Source organism: Micromonospora sp. NPDC049114, from assembly GCF_040648635.1.
Lineage (GTDB): Bacteria > Actinomycetota > Actinomycetes > Mycobacteriales > Micromonosporaceae > Micromonospora.
In genome coordinates this window covers 62,254-80,463 of the sequence record NZ_JBEZEA010000015.1, presented here as the reverse complement: position 1 = coordinate 80,463, position 18,210 = coordinate 62,254, and the positions used below count along the sequence as shown (strand labels likewise).

17 protein-coding genes are annotated in these 18,210 nt (G+C 72.4%); 15 read left to right on the top strand and 2 right to left on the bottom strand.

Annotated features, from left to right (window positions below):
* The first annotated feature begins 65 nt into the window (after nt 1-65).
* Together aroC and AB0B39_RS29120 are read left to right on the top strand one after the other, a co-directional pair.
* Entirely contained in the window at nt 66-1,244 is a 1,179-nt protein-coding gene (gene aroC, locus AB0B39_RS29125; protein ID WP_234588121.1) for a chorismate synthase, read from the top strand.
* The gene (locus tag AB0B39_RS29120; RefSeq protein ID WP_357575906.1) at nt 1,244-1,747 is read left to right on the top strand and encodes a shikimate kinase; all 504 of its coding nucleotides are present in this window, start codon (nt 1,244-1,246) and stop codon (nt 1,745-1,747) included. Before aroC ends, AB0B39_RS29120 begins: the two co-directional genes overlap by 1 nt.
* Before the next feature lie 57 nt (nt 1,748-1,804).
* Here the strand turns inward: AB0B39_RS29120 and AB0B39_RS29115 are convergent, their stop codons facing one another.
* Nucleotides 1,805-2,533, bottom strand: a complete 729-nt coding sequence (locus tag AB0B39_RS29115) for an alpha/beta hydrolase (RefSeq protein ID WP_357575905.1) — start codon at nt 2,531-2,533, stop codon at nt 1,805-1,807.
* 79 nt (nt 2,534-2,612) lie between these two features.
* Between AB0B39_RS29115 and AB0B39_RS29110 the strand changes: the two genes are divergently transcribed.
* The 5 genes from AB0B39_RS29110 to nusB all read left to right on the top strand — a co-directional run bounded on the left by AB0B39_RS29110 (nt 2,613) and on the right by nusB (nt 6,520).
* A complete protein-coding gene (locus AB0B39_RS29110; protein ID WP_357575904.1) occupies nt 2,613-3,611 on the top strand; it encodes a YafY family protein in 999 nt (332 codons plus the stop codon).
* 10 nt (nt 3,612-3,621) lie between these two features.
* On the top strand, nt 3,622-4,698 hold the full coding sequence (gene aroB / locus AB0B39_RS29105; protein ID WP_234588129.1) for a 3-dehydroquinate synthase: 1,077 nt from the start codon (nt 3,622-3,624) through the stop codon (nt 4,696-4,698).
* On the top strand, nt 4,698-5,129 hold the full coding sequence (gene aroQ / locus AB0B39_RS29100) for a type II 3-dehydroquinate dehydratase (protein WP_234588131.1): 432 nt from the start codon (nt 4,698-4,700) through the stop codon (nt 5,127-5,129). Before aroB ends, aroQ begins: the two co-directional genes overlap by 1 nt.
* 399 nt (nt 5,130-5,528) lie before the next feature.
* Nucleotides 5,529-6,086, top strand: a complete 558-nt coding sequence (gene efp, locus AB0B39_RS29095) for an elongation factor P (protein WP_007458344.1) — start codon at nt 5,529-5,531, stop codon at nt 6,084-6,086.
* A 23-nt stretch (nt 6,087-6,109) separates the two neighbouring features.
* Nucleotides 6,110-6,520 (top strand): transcription antitermination factor NusB, encoded by a 411-nt coding sequence (nusB, locus tag AB0B39_RS29090; RefSeq protein ID WP_193376622.1) that lies wholly within the window; start codon nt 6,110-6,112, stop codon nt 6,518-6,520.
* Between the two features lie 74 nt (nt 6,521-6,594).
* Here the strand turns inward: nusB and AB0B39_RS29085 are convergent, their stop codons facing one another.
* Entirely contained in the window at nt 6,595-7,083 is a 489-nt protein-coding gene (locus AB0B39_RS29085; RefSeq protein ID WP_007458348.1) for a transcriptional regulator, read from the bottom strand.
* A gap of 288 nt (nt 7,084-7,371) precedes the next feature.
* Between AB0B39_RS29085 and pyrR the strand changes: the two genes are divergently transcribed.
* The 8 genes from pyrR (at nt 7,372) to pyrF (ending at nt 18,165) form a co-directional block, all read left to right on the top strand.
* On the top strand, nt 7,372-7,956 hold the full coding sequence (pyrR, locus tag AB0B39_RS29080) for a bifunctional pyr operon transcriptional regulator/uracil phosphoribosyltransferase PyrR (RefSeq protein WP_234588133.1): 585 nt from the start codon (nt 7,372-7,374) through the stop codon (nt 7,954-7,956).
* Nucleotides 7,953-8,879, top strand: coding sequence for an aspartate carbamoyltransferase catalytic subunit (locus AB0B39_RS29075; RefSeq protein WP_007458351.1), 927 nt, complete (start codon nt 7,953-7,955; stop codon nt 8,877-8,879). The genes pyrR and AB0B39_RS29075 overlap by 4 nt, the downstream gene beginning before the upstream one ends.
* A complete protein-coding gene (locus AB0B39_RS29070; protein ID WP_357575903.1) occupies nt 8,876-10,153 on the top strand; it encodes a dihydroorotase in 1,278 nt (425 codons plus the stop codon). The genes AB0B39_RS29075 and AB0B39_RS29070 overlap by 4 nt, the downstream gene beginning before the upstream one ends.
* Nucleotides 10,153-11,364 carry a glutamine-hydrolyzing carbamoyl-phosphate synthase small subunit gene (gene carA, locus AB0B39_RS29065; protein WP_357575902.1) on the top strand — a complete coding sequence of 404 codons (1,212 nt, stop codon included), beginning with the start codon at nt 10,153-10,155 and terminating at the stop codon, nt 11,362-11,364. The genes AB0B39_RS29070 and carA overlap by 1 nt, the downstream gene beginning before the upstream one ends.
* Entirely contained in the window at nt 11,357-14,704 is a 3,348-nt protein-coding gene (carB, locus tag AB0B39_RS29060) for a carbamoyl-phosphate synthase large subunit (protein ID WP_357575901.1), read from the top strand. The genes carA and carB overlap by 8 nt, the downstream gene beginning before the upstream one ends.
* Nucleotides 14,701-15,747 (top strand): quinone-dependent dihydroorotate dehydrogenase, encoded by a 1,047-nt coding sequence (locus AB0B39_RS29055; protein ID WP_357575900.1) that lies wholly within the window; start codon nt 14,701-14,703, stop codon nt 15,745-15,747. Before carB ends, AB0B39_RS29055 begins: the two co-directional genes overlap by 4 nt.
* A 238-nt stretch (nt 15,748-15,985) precedes the next feature.
* Nucleotides 15,986-17,260, top strand: coding sequence for an adenosylmethionine--8-amino-7-oxononanoate transaminase (locus AB0B39_RS29050; RefSeq protein ID WP_357497710.1), 1,275 nt, complete (start codon nt 15,986-15,988; stop codon nt 17,258-17,260).
* Nucleotides 17,261-17,328: 68 nt separating this feature from the next.
* A complete protein-coding gene (pyrF, locus tag AB0B39_RS29045) occupies nt 17,329-18,165 on the top strand; it encodes an orotidine-5'-phosphate decarboxylase (RefSeq protein WP_357497712.1) in 837 nt (278 codons plus the stop codon).
* Nucleotides 18,166-18,210 lie beyond the last annotated feature (45 nt).

The window sequence follows — 18,210 nt, the reverse complement described above, 5'->3', positions numbered from 1 at the left end:
TCCGCAGGGCGGGACGAGGCGGGCAGCGCGACGCGCCCGTCGCGCGCCGTGACAGACTGACCGCTGTGTTGCGCTGGCTGACTGCAGGTGAATCGCACGGTCCCGCCCTCGTCGCGTTGATGGAGGGGGTGCCGGCCGGCATCGAGGTGAGCACCACCGAGATCGCGGGCGAGCTCGCCCGCCGTCGGCTGGGCTACGGCCGTGGTGCCCGGATGTCGTTCGAGCAGGACGAGATCGAGGTGATCGGCGGGCTGCGGCACGGCGTGACCCTGGGCAGTCCGGTGGCGATCCGGGTGGGCAACTCCGAGTGGCCGAAGTGGCGCACGGTGATGGCCGCCGATCCCGTCGACCCCGACGAACTGGCCCGGCAGGCCCGCAACGCGCCGCTGACCCGCCCCCGGCCCGGCCACGCCGACCTGGCCGGCATGCAGAAGTACGGCCACCACGACGCCCGGCCGATCCTGGAGCGCGCCAGCGCCCGGGAGACCGCCGCCCGGGTCGCCGTCGGCACCGTCGCCAAGGCGTTGATCCGCCAGGCCCTGGGCATCGAGATCGTCTCGCACGTCGTCGAGCTGGGGCCGGTGGCCGCGAAGCCCGGGCTGCGCCCGACCCCGTCCGACGCCGACCGCATCGACGCCGACCCGCTGCGCTGCCTCGACCCGGAGGCGAGCGCCCTGATGGTCGCCGAGGTGGACGCCGCGAAGAAGGCCGCCGACACCCTCGGCGGCGTGGTGGAGGTCCTGGCGTACGGGGTGCCGCCGGGTCTGGGCAGTCACGTGCAGTGGGACCGCAAACTCGACGCCCGGTTGGCCACGGCGCTGATGTCGATCCAGGCGATCAAGGGAGTGGAGATCGGCGACGGGTGGCAGCAGGCCCGCTCCCGCGGCTCCGAGGCGCACGACGAGATCATCCCGTCGGCCACCGGTGTCCGTCGGGTCACCGACCGGGCCGGCGGGCTGGAGGGCGGCATCACCACCGGCGAGCCGCTGCGGGTGCGCGCCGCCATGAAGCCGATCTCGTCGCTGAACCGTGCGCTGGCCACCGTGGATGTCGTCACGGGCGAGCCGGCGACCGCCATCAACCAGCGTTCCGACGTCTGCGCGGTGCCCGCCGCGGCGGTCGTGGCCGAGGCGATGGTGGCGCTCGTGCTGGCCGAGGCGGCCACCGAGAAGTTCGGCGGTGACTCGGTCGCCGAGATCCGTCGCAACCTGGCCGGCTACCTCGACGCGTTGGTCATCCGCTGATGGCGCCGGTGGTGGTCCTGGTCGGGGTGCCCGGTTGCGGCAAGACCACAGTGGGGCAGGCGCTCGCCGCCACCCTCGGCGTGGAGTTCCGGGACACCGACGCCGACATCGAGCAGTTGGCCGGCAAGACCATCCCGGAGATCTTCATCGACGAGGGCGAGGACCACTTCCGGGCCCTGGAGCGGGCCGCCGTGGCGGCGGCGCTCGCCGCCGGCACCGGTGTGCTCGCCCTCGGCGGCGGCGCCGTGCTGGCCGAGGAGACCCGGGCAGCCCTGGTGGGGCATCGGGTCGTGCACCTCTCGGTGGAGCTGCCCGACGCGGTGAAGCGGGTCGGGCTCGGCGCGGGCCGGCCGCTGCTGGCGATCAATCCGCGCGCCACCCTCAAGCACCTGATGGACCAGCGCCGGCCGCTCTACGCCGAGGTGGCCACCGAGACGGTGAGCACCGACGGTCGGACGCCGGCGGCGGTCGTCGCCGAGATCGCCGCCCTGCTTCCGCGCTGACGCCGGCCCGCCCGTACCGGGCGGCCGGTGCGCCCGCCGCCCGGTGCGGGCCTCCGGTCAGGTACGCGCGATCAGGTCGAGGACGTCGGCCAGCGCCTTCGGCTCGCTGAGCATCGGCCAGTGCCCGGTGGGCAGCTCGTGCAGCTGGCCGTCGGCCAGGCCGGTGAAGAACGGGTGCCCCTCGTCGATCATCTGCCGCACCACCGCCAGTCCGAAGGTGCTGGCGACCAGCGCGGTCGGCACCGGGCGGCCACCCGTGCGGCGCACCGGATCGGTAGCCGTCCGCAGGGGCTGCGCGGTGGAGCGTTCGCGCAGGAGGGACAGCGTCGGCTCGTCCAGGCCGGCCAGGTTGGTCGGATCGGCCGTCGGGTCCCAGGGCGGCGGTGGCAGCAGGTGCCCGTCGCCGATCGCCGCGCGCAGCCGCTGCTGCTCCTGCGGCGGCACCGTGTCGAACTGCGCCGTGCCGTCCGGTAGCGGCCCGCTCTCCACGTAGACCACCCGGGCGATGCGGTCCGGGATGAGGTCGGCCGCCTGGGCCACCGGCATGCCGCCGCCCGAGTGCCCGACCAGCAGCACGTCGCGCAGATCCTCGACCTCGATCAACCGGACGATGTCGGTGGTGTGCGTCTCCAGGGTCACCTGTGGCCCCGCGAGGTGGTGGCGCTCGGCCAGCCCGGTCAGCGTCATCGGGTGGACGTCGTGCCCCTGCGCGCGCAGCTGACCAGTCACCTCCCGCCACGCCCAGGCGCCCAACCAGAACCCTGGCACCAGTACGAACGTCGCCATCTGTGGCTCCTTCTCTCGGTTACCGACCGACCGTACGATCGAAACCGGACAGGATCCGCCCGGTTTGAAGGAGTGACCCGTGTCTCATCCCGCCGGCCGGGTGCTGGCCCTGCTCGAGCTGCTCCAGGCCCGGCACCGGGCGACGGCCGGCGACCTCGCCAGCCGGCTCGGTGTGGACGAACGGACCGTGCGCCGGTACGCGGCCACCCTGGTCGAGCTGGGCATCCCGGTGCTCGCCGACCGGGGCCGGCACGGCGGCTACCGGCTGCATCCCGGGTTCAAGCTGCCGCCGCTGATGCTCACCGACGACGAGGCGGTGGCCGTGCTGCTCGGTCTGGTCGTCGCCGAACGGGTCGGGCTGGCCACCGAGCTGCCGGCCACCGCGACCGCGCTGGCGAAGATCCGCCGGGTGCTGCCGGCGGCGCTCGCCGACCGGCTGACCGCCGTGCAGGAGCACCTCGGCTTCACCCTGCGGCGCCCCGAACCCCAGTCGCGACCCGCGTCGGGCACCCTGCTGGCCCTGGCCGCGGCCGCCCGGCACCGGCAGCGGGTGAGCCTGGACTACCGCTCGTGGCGCGGTGAGCTGTCGCATCGTGACCTCGACCCGTACGGGCTGGTCTTCCACGCCGGCCGCTGGTACGTCACCGGCCACGACCACCGGCGCGGGGAGGTGCGCACGTTCCGCCTGGACCGGATCGGCGCGGTCACCCCCGGCGCGGCGACGTTCACCGTGCCGGACGGCTTCGACGCGGTGGCGTGGCTGACCCGGTCGCTGGCGGGCGTGCCGTACCGGCACGAGGTGGAGGTGCTGCTGGAGACCGACCTCGTCGCCGCCCGGCGGCGCATCCCGGCCAGTGTGGCCGAGCTGACCGCCACCGGCGACGGGGTGCTGCTGCGGGCCCGGGCGGAGAGCCTTCCCGGCATGGCGGCGCTGCTCGCCGGGCTGGGTTGCGCGTTCACCGTGCGCCACCCGGAGGCGCTGCGTGCCGCCGTGGCCGAGCACGCGCGCCGGCTGGCCGACTGGGCCGCCCGGCCAGCAGGTGGACAGACGCCGTCGCCACGCCGTCCGCTGGACTAGGCTGCCGGCGATGGACGAGGTGACCCGGATTCCGGTCGGCGGCGAACGGCCGTACGACGTGCTGGTCGGGCGCGACCTGCTGGACGCGCTGCCCGGGCTGCTGCCCGGCGCGACCCGGGCGGCGGTGCTGCACACGCCCCCACTCAAGGCCCTGGCCGACGCGATCGGCGAACGGCTGCGCGCGGCAGGCGTCGAGCCGCTGCCGATCGAGGTGCCCGACGCGGAGTCGGGCAAGCAGATCGAGGTGGCCGCCGCCTGTTGGGACCGGCTGGGCGCGGCTGGTTTCACGCGTACCGACGCGGTGGTAGGCGTCGGCGGCGGCGCGGTGACCGACCTGGCCGGCTTCGTCGCGGCCTGCTGGCTGCGCGGCGTGCGCTGGGTGCCGGTGGCCACCTCGCTGCTGGGCATGGTGGACGCCGCCGTGGGCGGCAAGACCGGGATCAACACCGCCGCCGGCAAGAACCTGGTCGGCGCGTTCCACCCGCCGGTCGGCGTGCTGGCCGACCTCGCCACCCTGGACAGCCTGCCCGCCGTCGACCTGGCGGCCGGGCTGGCCGAGGTGGTCAAGTGCGGCTTCATCGCCGACCCGGTGATCCTGGATCTCGTCGAGCGTGACCCGGCGGCGGCCACCGACCCGCGCGGCCCGGTGACCCGGGAGCTGATCGAGCGGGCCATCCGGGTCAAGGCCGACGTGGTCGCCGGCGACCTGCGCGAGTCGGGCCTGCGGGAGGTGCTCAACTACGGCCACACCCTCGCCCACGCCATCGAGCAGGTCGAGGGTTACCGCTGGCGGCACGGCCACGCCGTCGCCGTCGGCCTGGTGTACGCGGCCGCGCTGGCCCGGCTCGCCGGCCGGCTGGACGTGCCGACCGCCGAGCGGCACCGCCGCACGCTGACCGCGCTCGGTCTGCCGGTGAGCTACCCGGCGGACGCCTGGGAGCGGCTGCTGGCCGTCATGCGGGTGGACAAGAAGGCCCGGGGCAGCAAGCTGCGGTTCGTGGTGCTGGACGCGCTGGCCCGCCCCGCGATGCTGGAGGGCCCGGACGACGCCCTGCTCGAAGCCGCCTACCGCGAGCTGGCGATCTGATGAGGGTGTACGTGTTGAACGGGCCGAACCTGGGCCGCCTCGGCACCCGGGAGCCGGCCGTGTACGGCTCGACAAGCTACGCCGACCTGGTGACGCTCTGCGAGACCACCGGCCGGGAGCTGGGGCTCGACGTGAGTGTCCGGCAGACCGACGCCGAGCACGAGTTGCTCGGTTGGCTGCACGCCGCCGCCGACGAGGGCGCCGCCGTGGTGCTCAACCCGGCCGCCTGGTCGCACTACTCGTACGCGGTGCGCGACGCCTGCGCCATGCTGCGCGGGCCGCTGGTGGAGGTGCACCTGTCCAACATCCACGCCCGCGAGGAGTTCCGGCACCACTCGGTGGTCTCCGCGGTGGCGACCGGGGTGATCTGCGGTCTCGGCATCGACGGCTACCGCCTCGCCCTGCACCACCTGGCCGCTCGCGTCGGCTGACCGCCCCGTCCTGAAGTTTCACCCACCGTAATGTCGTGGAATGTCGGCGGCGTCACCGATGGTGGTCGGCTCCTCGCCCGCTGAAGGGGAGCGCCCTGCTGCTTCGCGTCCTTTGCTCTGCTTCAGCAGAGGAAACAGGTGCCGTGAGCTGCTGATCTCTGCGATGGGTCGAGGTGGGGCGCCGATCATGGTGCGCCACGGACCGTGACTGTTGCCTCCGCTGAAGCAGAGCAAAGGACGAAGTATGGGCGCGCGGTGGTGAAGCGGCGATGACGGAAAGTTATCAAGGGTAGGCGTCGGACGCCTGGTTGCGCGGGTGGCGACCACGGCGGGTAACGCGTCTCGGCGCAGCTTGTAGACTTGCCAGGTCTGTCCGCCAATTGATGATCAAGGCAGGAAATGGCCTCCACCAACGACCTCAAAAACGGCCTGGTACTCAACCTGGACGGCGAGCTCTGGGCCGTCGTCGAGTTCCAGCACGTCAAGCCCGGTAAGGGTGGCGCGTTCGTGCGCACCACGCTGAAGAACGTGCTGTCCGGGAAGGTGGTCGACAAGACCTTCAACGCGGGCACCAAGGTCGAAACCGCGACCGTGGACAAGCGCACGATGCAGTATCTGTACGCCGACGGCGAGGACTTCGTCTTCATGGATCTGGAGACCTTCGACCAGATCACCGTGCCCGGCGGCACCGTCGGCGAGGCAGCCAACTACCTGCTGCCCGAGGCGGAGGCGACCGTCGCCCAGCACGAGGGTGTGCCGCTCTACATCGAGCTGCCCACCAGCGTCGTGCTGGAGGTCACCTACACCGAGCCCGGCCTGCAGGGCGACCGTTCGACCGGCGGCACCAAGCCGGCGACCGTGGAGACCGGCGCCACCGTGCCGGTTCCGCTGTTCATCACCACCGGTGAGAAGATCAAGGTCGACACCCGCGACGGCCGTTACCTCGGCCGCGCCTGATGGCTGAGGGTCCCAAGCAGCAGATGCCGGCACGCCGCAAGGCGCGCAAGCGGGCGCTGGACGTCCTCTACGAGGCCGACCTGCGGGACCGGCCGCCCGTCGAGGTCCTGGCCGGCTACCTCCAGCGCATCGAACAGCCCCGCCCGGAGCACCTGGGTTACGCGGTGGGCCTGATCGAGGGGGTCGCCGAGCACCTCAACCGCATCGACGAGCTGATCGCCAGCTACGCCGAGGGTTGGACGTTGGAGCGGATGCCGGTGGTCGACCGCAACCTGGCCCGGATCGCCGTCTACGAGTTGCTCTACGTCGACGAGATCGACGACGCGGTGGCGATCAGCGAGGCCGTCGAGTTGGCCCGGCAGATGTCCACCGACGATTCGCCGCGGTTCCTCAACGGCGTGCTCGGCCGCATCGCCGAGTACGCCACCCGCTGAGCGGCCCGCGTACCCGCACGACGAAGAAGGGCCCGTGCCATCGGCACGGGCCCTTCTTGCGGTGAAGCGACAGCTCAGGAGGCGAAGAACGCCCGGGGGTCGGCCACCAGCACGCCGTGCTCGGTGAGCCGCTCGATCAGACCCGACGGTGAGGCGTCGTAGACGATCGCGAGCGCCCGCAGGTCGTCGGCGCGGATGGAGAGCACCCGGCCGTTGTAGTCACCGCGCTGCTGCTGGATGGCGCGGGCGTAGCGGGCGACGTAGGCCAGGTCCTCGGAGGCCTCGTCGTAGAGCCGCTCCAGGTCCAGGACGATCTTGCTGGTGGGCTCGTGCCGGACGCCGCTGCCGTCGGGCAGCAGTTCCGAGACGGGCACACGGTAGAACTCGGCCAGCTCGGCCAGACGGGACACCGTCACGGCCCGGTCGCCACGCTCGTACGAGCCGACCACCACGGCCTTCCACCGCCCGTTCGACTTCTCCTCCACACCCTGCAGGGAGAGGCCCTGCTGCTGGCGGATGGAGCGCAGGCGTGCGCCCAGAGATTTGGCGTATTCAGAGGGCATTCGGACACTCCCAGTGCTGCTCGGGGTTCTCCCGTCGATCGCTACGGAGCGTGACGGTACGGGGAATGCGACACGTGGTCAAGTGGTCGTGACCTTACCGTTGGGGAGCACCGAGGGAGTTATCCCCATTTCGTCGGCCTGATCCAGTGGTCAGCAGCCGCCGTCCGTCGGCCTGGTGACCACTGGTAACGTGGCGTGAAGCCTCGGTCGGTCTGCTCGCGCTCACCGGCCGGAGGTGCCCGACATCCTTTAACGACCCGTCCCGTGAGGCGGGGAAGGAGGTCCGCCGTGGCATACCCACCGGCTGCCCGCTCGTCACCACCGCGACAACCCTCGGTGAAGGTGATCCTCGCCAGCGCCGACGTGCAGCGCGTGGTCGACCGCATCGCCCACCAGATCCTGGAGAAGACCCAGGGCGCCGCCGACACCGTGCTGCTCGGGATTCCCACCCGGGGTGCGCCTCTCGCGCGGCGGCTCGCCTCCCGGATCAGCACCTTCGAGGACGTCGTCGTCCCGGTCGGTGTGCTCGACATCACGCTCTACCGCGACGACCTGCGCCGGCACGCCACCCGCGCGATCGGCCCGACCCAGGTGCCCAGCGGCGGCATCGACGGCAAGCGGGTGATCCTCGTCGACGACGTGCTCTTCTCCGGGCGCACCGTGCGGGCCGCGCTCGACGCGCTCAACGACGTGGGCCGCCCGGCGTCGGTGCAGCTCGCCGTCCTGGTCGACCGCGGCCACCGCGAGTTGCCGATCCGCGCCGACTACGTCGGCAAGAACATCCCGACGGCGCTCGCCGAGAGCGTCAAGGTGACGCTCGCCGAGACCGACGGCGCCGACGAGGTCAAGTTGTACGGGGGAACCCACTCATGATCAGGCACCTGCTCTCCGGCGCGGACCTGGACGCCGACACCGCCACCGAGATCCTGGACACGGCCGCCGAGATGGCCACCGTCGCCGGCCGCGAGATCAAGAAGCTGCCCGCGCTGCGCGGCCGGACGGTGGTGAACCTCTTCTACGAGGACTCCACCCGGACCCGGATCTCGTTCGAGGCGGCGGCGAAGCGGCTCAGCGCCGACGTGATCAACTTTTCCGCGAAGGGGTCCAGCGTCGCCAAGGGCGAGAGCCTGAAGGACACGGCGCTGACCCTGCAGGCCATGGGCGCCGACGCGGTGGTCGTGCGGCACCCCGCCTCCGGCGCCCCGCACCGGCTCGCCAACTGGGTCGACGGGTCGGTGGTCAACGCCGGCGACGGCACCCACGAGCACCCCACCCAGGCGCTGCTCGACGCGTACACCATGCGGGCCCGGCTGGGCCGCCTCGCCGGCCTGTCGGTCGCGGTGGTCGGGGACGTGCTGCACTCCCGGGTGGCCCGCTCCAACGTCCTGCTGCTGTCCACCCTCGGCGCGAAGGTCACCCTGGTCGGTCCGCCCACCCTCATCCCCGTCGACATCGCCGGCGCCCTCGCCCCGGGCACCGACGTGTCGTACGACCTCGACGCCGTGCTGCCCGACGTCGACGTCGTGATGATGCTGCGGGTGCAGCGGGAGCGGATGAAGGACTCCTACTTCCCCTCCGCGCGCGAGTACTCCCGCCGTTACGGGCTGGACGGCCCGCGCATGCGCCGGCTGCCCGAGCACGCGATCGTCATGCACCCGGGCCCGATGAACCGGGGGATGGAGATCACCCCCGAGGTGGCCGACTCACCCCGCTCCACAATCGTCGAACAGGTCACCAACGGGGTCTCCGTGCGGATGGCTGTTCTGTACCTGCTGCTCGGAGGGAACAACCGGTGACCGCGTACCTCATCACCAGCGTGAGCATCGTCGGCGCCGCGCCGACCGACCTGCTGATCCGCGACGGCGTCGTCGCCGAGGTCGGTCCGGGGCTGTCCGCGCCGGACGCCGTGGTGGTCGACGGCGCCGGGCTGGTCGCCCTGCCGGGCCTGGTCGACCTGCACACCCACCTGCGCGAGCCCGGCCGGGAGGACGCCGAGACCGTCGAGTCCGGGTCCCGGGCGGCGGCGCTGGGCGGCTACACGGCGGTCTGCGCGATGGCGAACACCTCGCCGGTCGCGGACACCGCAGGCGTCGTCGAGCAGGTCTGGCGGCTCGGCCGGGAGGCCGGGCTGGTCGACGTGCAGCCGGTGGGCGCGGTCACCGTCGGGCTGGCCGGCGAGCGCCTCGCCGAGCTGGGCGCGATGGCCGACTCCGCGGCCCGGGTGCGGATCTTCTCCGACGACGGGCACTGCGTCGCCGACCCGTTGCTGATGCGCCGGGCCCTGGAGTACGTCAAGGCGTTCGACGGGGTCATCGCCCAGCACGCCGAGGAGCCCCGCCTCACCGAGGGCGCCCAGATGCACGAGGGTGAGGTCTCCACCCGGCTCGGCCTGATCGGCTGGCCGGCGGTCGCCGAGGAGGCGATCATCGCCCGGGACGTGCTGCTCGCCGAGCACGTGGGCAGCCGCCTGCACGTCTGCCACGTCTCCACCGCCGGCAGCGTCGAGGTGCTGCGCCAGGCCAAGGCCCGTGGCGTACGCGTCACCGCCGAGGTCACCCCGCACCACCTGCTGCTCACCGACGAGCGCGCGGAGAGCTACGACCCGGTCTTCAAGGTGAACCCACCGCTGCGCACGGCCGCGGACATCACCGCCCTGCGGTCCGCGCTCGCCGACGGCGTCATCGACATCATCGCCACCGACCACGCCCCGCACGCCGTGGAGGACAAGGAGTGCGAGTGGGCGTACGCCCGGCCGGGGATGCTCGGCCTGGAGACAGCGCTGTCCATCGCGCTCGACGTGTTCGGCCCCGAGTGGGACCTGATCGCCGAGCGGATGTCCCGCACCCCCGCCCGGATCGCGGGGCTGACCGGGCACGGCATCGACCCGGCGCCCGGCGTGCCGGCCAACCTGACAGTGATCGACCCGGCCGTCCGCCGCACCATCGAGCCGGCGGAACTGGCCAGTCGCAGTCGTAACACCCCGTACGCCCGCATGACGCTGCCGGGTCGCATCGTGGCGACCTTCCTGCGCGGCGAGCCGACGGTCCTGGACGGAAAGGCTGTCAAGTAATGGTCAAGCGCAGACCCGCGATCCTCGTCCTCGAAGACGGGCGCACGTTCCCCGGTGAGGCGTACGGCAGCGTCGGTGAGACCTTCGGCGAGGCGGTCTTCAACACCGGCATGACCGGTTACCAGGAGACGCTCACCGATCCGTCCTATCACCGGCAGGTGGTGGTGCAGACCGCGCCGCACATCGGCAACACCGGCGTCAACGGCGAGGACGACGAGTCCGGCCGGATCTGGGTGGCCGGCTACGTCGTCCGCGACCCGGCCCGGATCGGCTCGAACTGGCGGGCCACCGGCAGCCTGGAGGACCGCCTCGCCACCGAGGGTGTGGTGGGCATCAGCGGCGTGGACACCCGGGCGTTGACCCGGCACCTGCGCGAGCGGGGCGCCATGCGGGTGGGCATCTCCAGCGTCGAGAAGGACCCGCAGAGCCTGCTGGCCCGGGTCCGGCAGTCGCCGCAGATGGTCGGCGCGGACCTGTCCGCCGAGGTGACCACCGCCCAGCCGTACGTCGTCGAGGCGCTCGGCGAGCACCGGTTCACCGTGGCGGCTCTGGATCTGGGCATCAAGCGCAACGTGCCGCGCCGGCTGGCCGCGCGCGGGGTGACCACCCACGTGCTGCCGGCCTCGTCGAGCATCGAGGACCTGCTGGCCACCGGCGCCGACGCGGTCTTCCTGTCGCCCGGCCCCGGCGACCCGGCGACGGCCGACGGCCCGGTGGCGCTGGCCCGGGAGGCGCTGCGGAGGGAGGTGCCGCTGTTCGGCATCTGCTTCGGCAGCCAGATCCTCGGCCGAGCGCTCGGCTTCGGCACCTACAAGCTGGGCTACGGCCACCGGGGGATCAATCAGCCGGTGCTCGACCGGGCCACCGGCAAGGTCGAGGTGACCAGCCACAACCACGGCTTCGCGGTCGACGTGTCGGGCCGCGAACAGCGGCTCGGCGCGGTCAAGGTGCCCGGTGCGGGGCCGGGCGCGGTGGTTCCCGACCAGGTGATCGACACCGACTTCGGCGGCGTGCGGGTGTCGCACGTCTGCCTCAATGACAACGTGGTCGAGGGGCTGCGGGCCGTGGACGTCCCCGCCTTCACCGTGCAGTACCACCCGGAAGCGGCAGCCGGCCCGCACGACGCCGACTACCTCTTCGACCGTTTCGCCGAGCTGATCGAGGGCCGTGGCCTCGACCTGAATCGCAGTGAGGGCGCCAAGAATGCCTAAGCGGACCGATCTCAAGCACATCCTCGTGATCGGCTCCGGGCCGATCGTCATCGGGCAGGCCTGCGAGTTCGACTACTCCGGCACCCAGGCGTGTCGGGTGCTGCGCAGCGAGGGCATCCGGGTCAGCCTGGTCAACTCCAACCCCGCCACGATCATGACGGACCCCGAGTTCGCCGACGCCACGTACGTCGAGCCGATCACCCCGGAGTTCGTGGAGCTGGTCATCGCCAAGGAGCGCCCGGACGCCATCCTGGCCACCCTCGGCGGGCAGACCGCGCTGAACACGGCAGTCGCCCTGCACGAGGCCGGCGTCCTGGACAAGTACGGCGTCGAGCTGATCGGCGCGAACATCGACGCCATCAACCGGGGCGAGGACCGCCAGCTGTTCAAGGAGATCGTGGCGAAGGCCGGCGTACGCCTGGGCGTCGACGACCCGGCCGCTCTGGTGCCCCGCTCCCGGGTGTGCCACTCGATGGACGAGGTCGAGGCGACAGTCGCCGAGCTGGGCCTGCCGGTGGTGATCCGGCCGTCGTTCACCATGGGCGGCCTGGGCTCCGGCATGGCGCACACGCCCCAGGACCTGGCCCGCATCGCCGGCGACGGCCTGACCGCCAGCCCGGTGCACGAGGTGCTCATCGAGGAGAGCGTGCTCGGCTGGAAGGAGTACGAGCTGGAGCTGATGCGCGACCGGCACGACAACGTGGTGGTCGTCTGCTCGATCGAGAACCTCGACCCGATGGGCGTGCACACCGGCGACAGCGTCACGGTGGCCCCGGCCATGACGCTCACCGACCGGGAGTACCAGCGCCTGCGTGACCTGGGCATCGCGGTGCTGCGCGAGGTCGGGGTGGACACCGGCGGCTGCAACATCCAGTTCGCGGTCAACCCGGTCGACGGCCGGATCGTCGTGATCGAGATGAACCCGCGGGTGTCGCGTTCCTCGGCGTTGGCGTCCAAGGCGACCGGCTTCCCGATCGCGAAGATCGCCGCGAAGCTGGCCATCGGCTACACGCTCGACGAGATCCCCAACGACATCACGCTGAAGACCCCGGCGGCGTTCGAGCCGACCCTCGACTACGTGGTGGTGAAGATCCCCCGGTTCGCGTTCGAGAAGTTCCCCGGCGCGGACCCGGAGCTGACCACCACCATGAAGTCGGTGGGCGAGGCGATGAGCCTCGGGCGCAACTTCACCGAGGCGCTGAACAAGGCGATGCGCTCGCTGGAAACCAAATCATCTGGTTTCTGGACCGTCCCCGACCCGGCCGACGCGACGCGGGAGAACACCCTCGCCGCGCTGCGCGTCCCGCACGACGGCCGGCTCTACACGGTGGAGCGGGCGCTGCGCCTCGGCGCGTCGATCGCCGAGGTCGCCGAGGCGTCCGGCGGGATCGACCCGTGGTTCCTGGACCAGATCGTCGCGCTGATCGAGCTGCGCGCCGAGATCGTCGACGCGCCGGTGCTCGACGCCGAGCTGCTGCGTCGTGCCAAGCGGGCCGGCCTGTCCGACCGGCAGCTCGCCGCGCTGCGTCCGGAGCTGGCGGCCGAGGACGGCGTACGGACCCTGCGGCACCGCCTCGACGTACGCCCGGTCTACAAGACGGTGGACACCTGCGCGGCCGAGTTCGAGGCCACCACGCCGTACCACTACTCCACGTACGACACCGAGACCGAGGTCGTGCCGTCGGACCGGCCGAAGGTGCTGATTCTGGGCTCCGGTCCGAACCGGATCGGGCAGGGCATCGAGTTCGACTACTCGTGCGTGCACGCGGTCCAGGCGTTGCGGTCGGCCGGTTACGAGACCGTCATGGTCAACTGCAACCCCGAGACGGTCTCCACCGACTACGACACCGCCGACCGGCTCTACTTCGAACCGCTGACCTTCGAGGACGTCCTGGAGGTCTGGCACGCGGAGGACTCGTCCGGCCGGGCGGCCGGCGGGCCGGGCGTGGTCGGGGTGGTCGTGCAGCTTGGCGGGCAGACCCCGCTGGGGTTGGCGCAGCGGCTCAAGAACGCGGGCGTGCCGATCGTCGGCACCTCCCCGGAGTCGATCCACCTGGCCGAGGAGCGGGGCGCGTTCGGCGCGGTGCTGGCCCGTGCCGGGCTGCGCGCGCCGGCGCACGGCATGGCCACGTCCTACGACGAGGCCAAGGCGATCGCCGACGAGATCGGCTACCCGGTGCTGGTCCGCCCGTCGTACGTGCTGGGCGGGCGGGGCATGGAGATCGTCTACGACGACCCGACGCTGCGCGACTACATCGGTCGGGCCACCGACATCTCCGGCGACCACCCGGTGCTGGTGGACCGGTTCCTCGACGACGCCATCGAGATCGACGTGGACGCCCTGTGCGACGCCGACGGCGCGGTCTACATCGGTGGCGTGATGGAGCACATCGAGGAGGCCGGTATCCACTCCGGCGACTCGTCCTGCGCGCTGCCGCCGATCACCCTCGCGGGGTCGCACCTGGCCGAGGTCCGCCGCTACACCGAGGCGATCGCCCGCGGTGTCGGCGTGCGCGGTCTGCTCAACGTGCAGTACGCGCTCAAGGACGACGTGCTCTACGTCCTGGAGGCCAACCCGCGCGCGTCGCGGACCGTTCCGTTCGTCTCGAAGGCGACTGCCGTTCCGCTGGCCAAGGCCGCCGCCCGGATCGCGCTCGGCGCGACGATCGCCGAGCTGCGCGCCGAGGGCCTGCTCCCGGCGACGGGGGACGGCGGCACGATGCCCGCCGACGCGCCGATCGCGGTCAAGGAGGCGGTGCTGCCGTTCAAGCGCTTCCGGACCCGGGCGGGCAAGGGGATCGACTCGCTGCTCGGCCCGGAGATGAAGTCGACAGGCGAGGTGATGGGCATCGACACCAACTTCGGGCACGCCTTCGCCAAGAGCCAGTCGGCCGCGTACGGGTCGTTGCCGACCGCCGGGAAGATCTTCGTGTCGGTGGCCAACCGGGACAAGCGCGGCATGATCTTCCCGATCAAGCGGCTGGCCGACCTGGGCTTCGAGATCGTGGCGACCACCGGCACCGCCGAGGTGCTGCGCCGGCACGGCATCGCCTGCGAGCAGATCCGCAAGCACTACCAGGCGGGCGAGGGAGACGACGCGGTGTCGCTGATCCTGCGCGGCGACGTGGCTCTGGTGATCAACACGCCGCAGGGCTCGGGTGCCAGCGCCCGCTCGGACGGCTACGAGATCCGCAGCGCCGCCGTCACCACCGACATCCCCTGCATCACCACGGTTCCGGGCGCGGCTGCCGCGGTCATGGGCATCGAGGCGCGCATCCGGGGCGACATGCAGGTGCGCCCGCTGCAGGACCTGCACGCCACCCTCCGGGCGGCCCAGTGACCCTGTTCGAGCGGGTCGTGCGGCCGGGGTTGTTCCGTCTCGGCGGCGGCGACGCCGAGGCGGCGCACGAGTGGACGCTGCGGCGGTTGGCCGGGCTGTCGCGGCGTCCGGTGGCCCTCGCGGCCCTGCGGGCCCGCTACGCCGTTCAGGCGCCCCGCACGGTGTTCGGCGTGCGGTTCCCCAACCCGGTCGGCCTGGCCGCCGGCATGGACAAGGACGGCGCCGCGCTGGCGGCCTGGCCGGCGCTCGGCTTCGGCTTCGTCGAGGTCGGCACGGTGACGGCGCACGCCCAGCCGGGCAACCCCCGGCCGCGGCTGTTCCGGCTGCCGGCCAGCGAGGCCGTGGTCAACCGGATGGGCTTCAACAACGCCGGGGCCGCCGCGCTGGCCGCCCGGCTGGACGCGCTGCCGCGCCCCATCGGGGTGCCGCTGGGGATCTCGCTGGGCAAGTCCAAGGTGACCCCGCTCGACGAGGCGGTCGAGGACTACCTCGCCTCGTACCGGGCGCTGCGCGGGCACGGCGACTACTTCGCGGTCAACGTGTCCTCACCGAACACCCCGGGCCTACGGTCGTTGCAGGACCGCGCGCACCTGGACGCGCTGCTCGGCGCGCTGGTGGGGGAGAAGCCGGTGCTGGTCAAGATCGCGCCGGATCTGACCGAGGCGGCGATCGCCGAGCTGCTGGAGGTCTGCCTGGCCCGGGGTGCCGCCGGGGTGATCGCCACCAACACCACGCTGGCCCGTACCGGGCTGGCCACGGCCGACTCCGAACGCGGCGCCCAGGCCGGTGGCCTGTCCGGTCGACCGCTGACCGGGCGGGCTCGGGAGGTGGTCGCGTTCGTCCACCGTGAGACCGGCGGCCGGCTACCGATCATCGGAGTCGGCGGGGTGCTCGATCCGGACGACGCGGCGCGGATGTTCGATGCCGGCGCCGCCCTGGTGCAGCTCTACACCGGCTTCATCTACCGCGGCCCGGCCCTGGTGCGCGCCGCCGCCCGCGCGAGCGCCACCGCGGCGACACCGGATCCGGTCGCCGGCCGGTGAGCAGCCCTCGGCCCGGCGGCACCGCCGGGTCCGTGTGTCGGTCGGCCGAGGACCCCGACCGGTCACTGCCGCCTTTGCACTGCTTCAACCGAGGAGACAGTGGGCGTCCGATACCCGGACACCCACTGTTGCCTCCGCTGAAGCAGAGCAAAGGCGGATGGGGAGAGGTGCCGCCCGGCCGCGCGGCCCGTCGTCCGGCCCACCGCCTGGTCCGCCGTCCGGTCCGGAAGGAGCACGCATGACGCCCGAGGAGATTCTGGCCACCGACCGGGCGCACGTCTGGCACCCGTACGCCGCCCTGCCGCCGGCGAACCCGCCGTACGTGGTGCGGAGCGCCGAGGGCGTACGGCTGACCCTGGCCGACGGCCGCGAGCTGGTGGACGGCATGTCGTCCTGGTGGGCGGCGATCCACGGCTACCGGCACCCGGTGCTGGACGCGGCAGTGACCGACCAGCTCGCCCGGATGAGCCACGTGATGTTCGGTGGCCTCACCCACGAGCCCGCGGTGCAGCTCGCGCGGACCCTCGTCGAGCTGGCCCCGGAGGGTCTGGAGCACGTGTTCCTGGCCGACTCCGGCTCGGTGAGCGTCGAGGTGGCGGCGAAGATGTGCCTGCAGTACCAGCGGGCCGTCGGCCGGCCGCAGCGGCGCCGGCTGGCGACCTGGCGGGGTGGTTACCACGGCGACACGTTCCACCCGATGAGCGTCTGCGACCCGGAGGGCGGGATGCACCACCTCTGGGGTGACGTGCTGCCGCGGCAGATCTTCGCCCCGGTGCCGCCCGGCGGCTTCACCGACCCGCCGGACGAGGCGTACGTGGCGGCGTTGGTGGACACCGTCGAGCGGCACGCCGACGAGCTGGCCGCGGTGATCGTCGAGCCCGTCGTCCAGGGCGCCGGCGGGATGCGGTTCCACCATCCGGGTTACCTGCGGGTGCTGCGCGAGGTGACCCGCGCGCACGGGGTGCTGTTGATCTTCGACGAGATCGCGACCGGGTTCGGCCGTACCGGCGCGATGTTCGCCGCCGAACACGCCGGGGTGGCCCCCGACGTGATGTGCGTGGGCAAGGCGCTCACCGGGGGCTACCTGACCCTGGCCGCGACGCTGTGCACCGCCGAGGTCGCCCGGGGCATCTCCGCCGACGGCGTGCTGGCGCACGGGCCCACGTTCATGGGCAACCCGCTGGCCTGCGCGGTCGCCAACGCCTCCATCGGGCTGCTGCGGGCCGGGGACTGGGCGGCGCAGGTGTCCCGGGTCAACGCCGGTCTGCGCGCCGGCCTGGAGCCGCTGCGCGCCGCGCCGGGCGTGGCGGATGTGCGGGTGCTCGGGGCGATCGGGGTGGTCCAGCTCGACCACGAGGTCGACCTCGGCGCGGCCACCGCGGCGGCCGTCGAGCGGGGCGTCTGGCTGCGGCCGTTCCGCGACCTGATCTACACGATGCCGCCGTACGTCACCGACGACGCCGACCTGGCCCGTATCGCGGCCGGGGTGGCGGCGGCGGTGGCGGCCGGCTGAGCGGTCCCGGTCAACGAGTACGCCCCGAGGCGGTCCGCCGCCCGGACGAGTAGAGGGGAAGTGCACAGATGGAGAGCTTCGGCACCCGACTGCACCGGGCCGTCAGCGAGCGCGGACCGCTCTGTGTGGGCATCGACCCGCATCCCGGTCTGCTGGCCCGGTGGGGCCTCGCGGACGACGTCGACGGCCTCGAACGGTTCTCCCGGACCGTGGTGGAAGCGCTCGGTGACCGGGTTGCGGTGGTCAAGCCTCAGTCGGCCTTTTTCGAGCGATTCGGATCCCGCGGTGTGGCGATCCTTGAGTCAACTATCCGACAGTTACGAGAAGCCGGTTCGCTCGTTCTTCTGGACGTCAAGCGTGGCGACATCGGCTCAACGGTCAGCGCGTACGCCTCCGCGTACCTTGATCCATCCAGCCCGCTGTATGTCGACGCGGTCACGGCCAGTCCCTACCTGGGAGTAGGTTCGCTGGCGCCGATGTTCGAGTTGGCCGCCAAACACGGCGGCGGGGTCTTCGTGCTGGCCCTCACCTCGAACCCCGAGGGCGCGGCCGTGCAGCGGGCCCGCACGGCCGACGGGCGGACCGTCGCGCAGACCGTGATCGACGAGATTTCCCAGCTCAACAGGGGTGCGACCCCCCTCGGCAGCTTCGGTCTGGTGGTCGGCGCAACCATCGGTGACACCGGTCATGACCTCTCCGGCGTGGGGGGTCCGCTGCTCGCTCCGGGGCTCGGCGCGCAGGGTGCGGGCGCCGCGGATCTGCGCACCGTCTTCGGTTCCAGCCTCGCTTCGGTGCTCCCGTCGTACTCCCGGGAGGTCCTGTCGGCGGGACCGGACGCGGACGCCCTGCGGGCCGCCGCCGACCGGGTCTCGGCCGAGTGCCGGGCCGTTCTGGCTGCCCGGTGACTGACTGACGGCTCGGTCACTTTGCGATGATCATCGCGCGCCCAC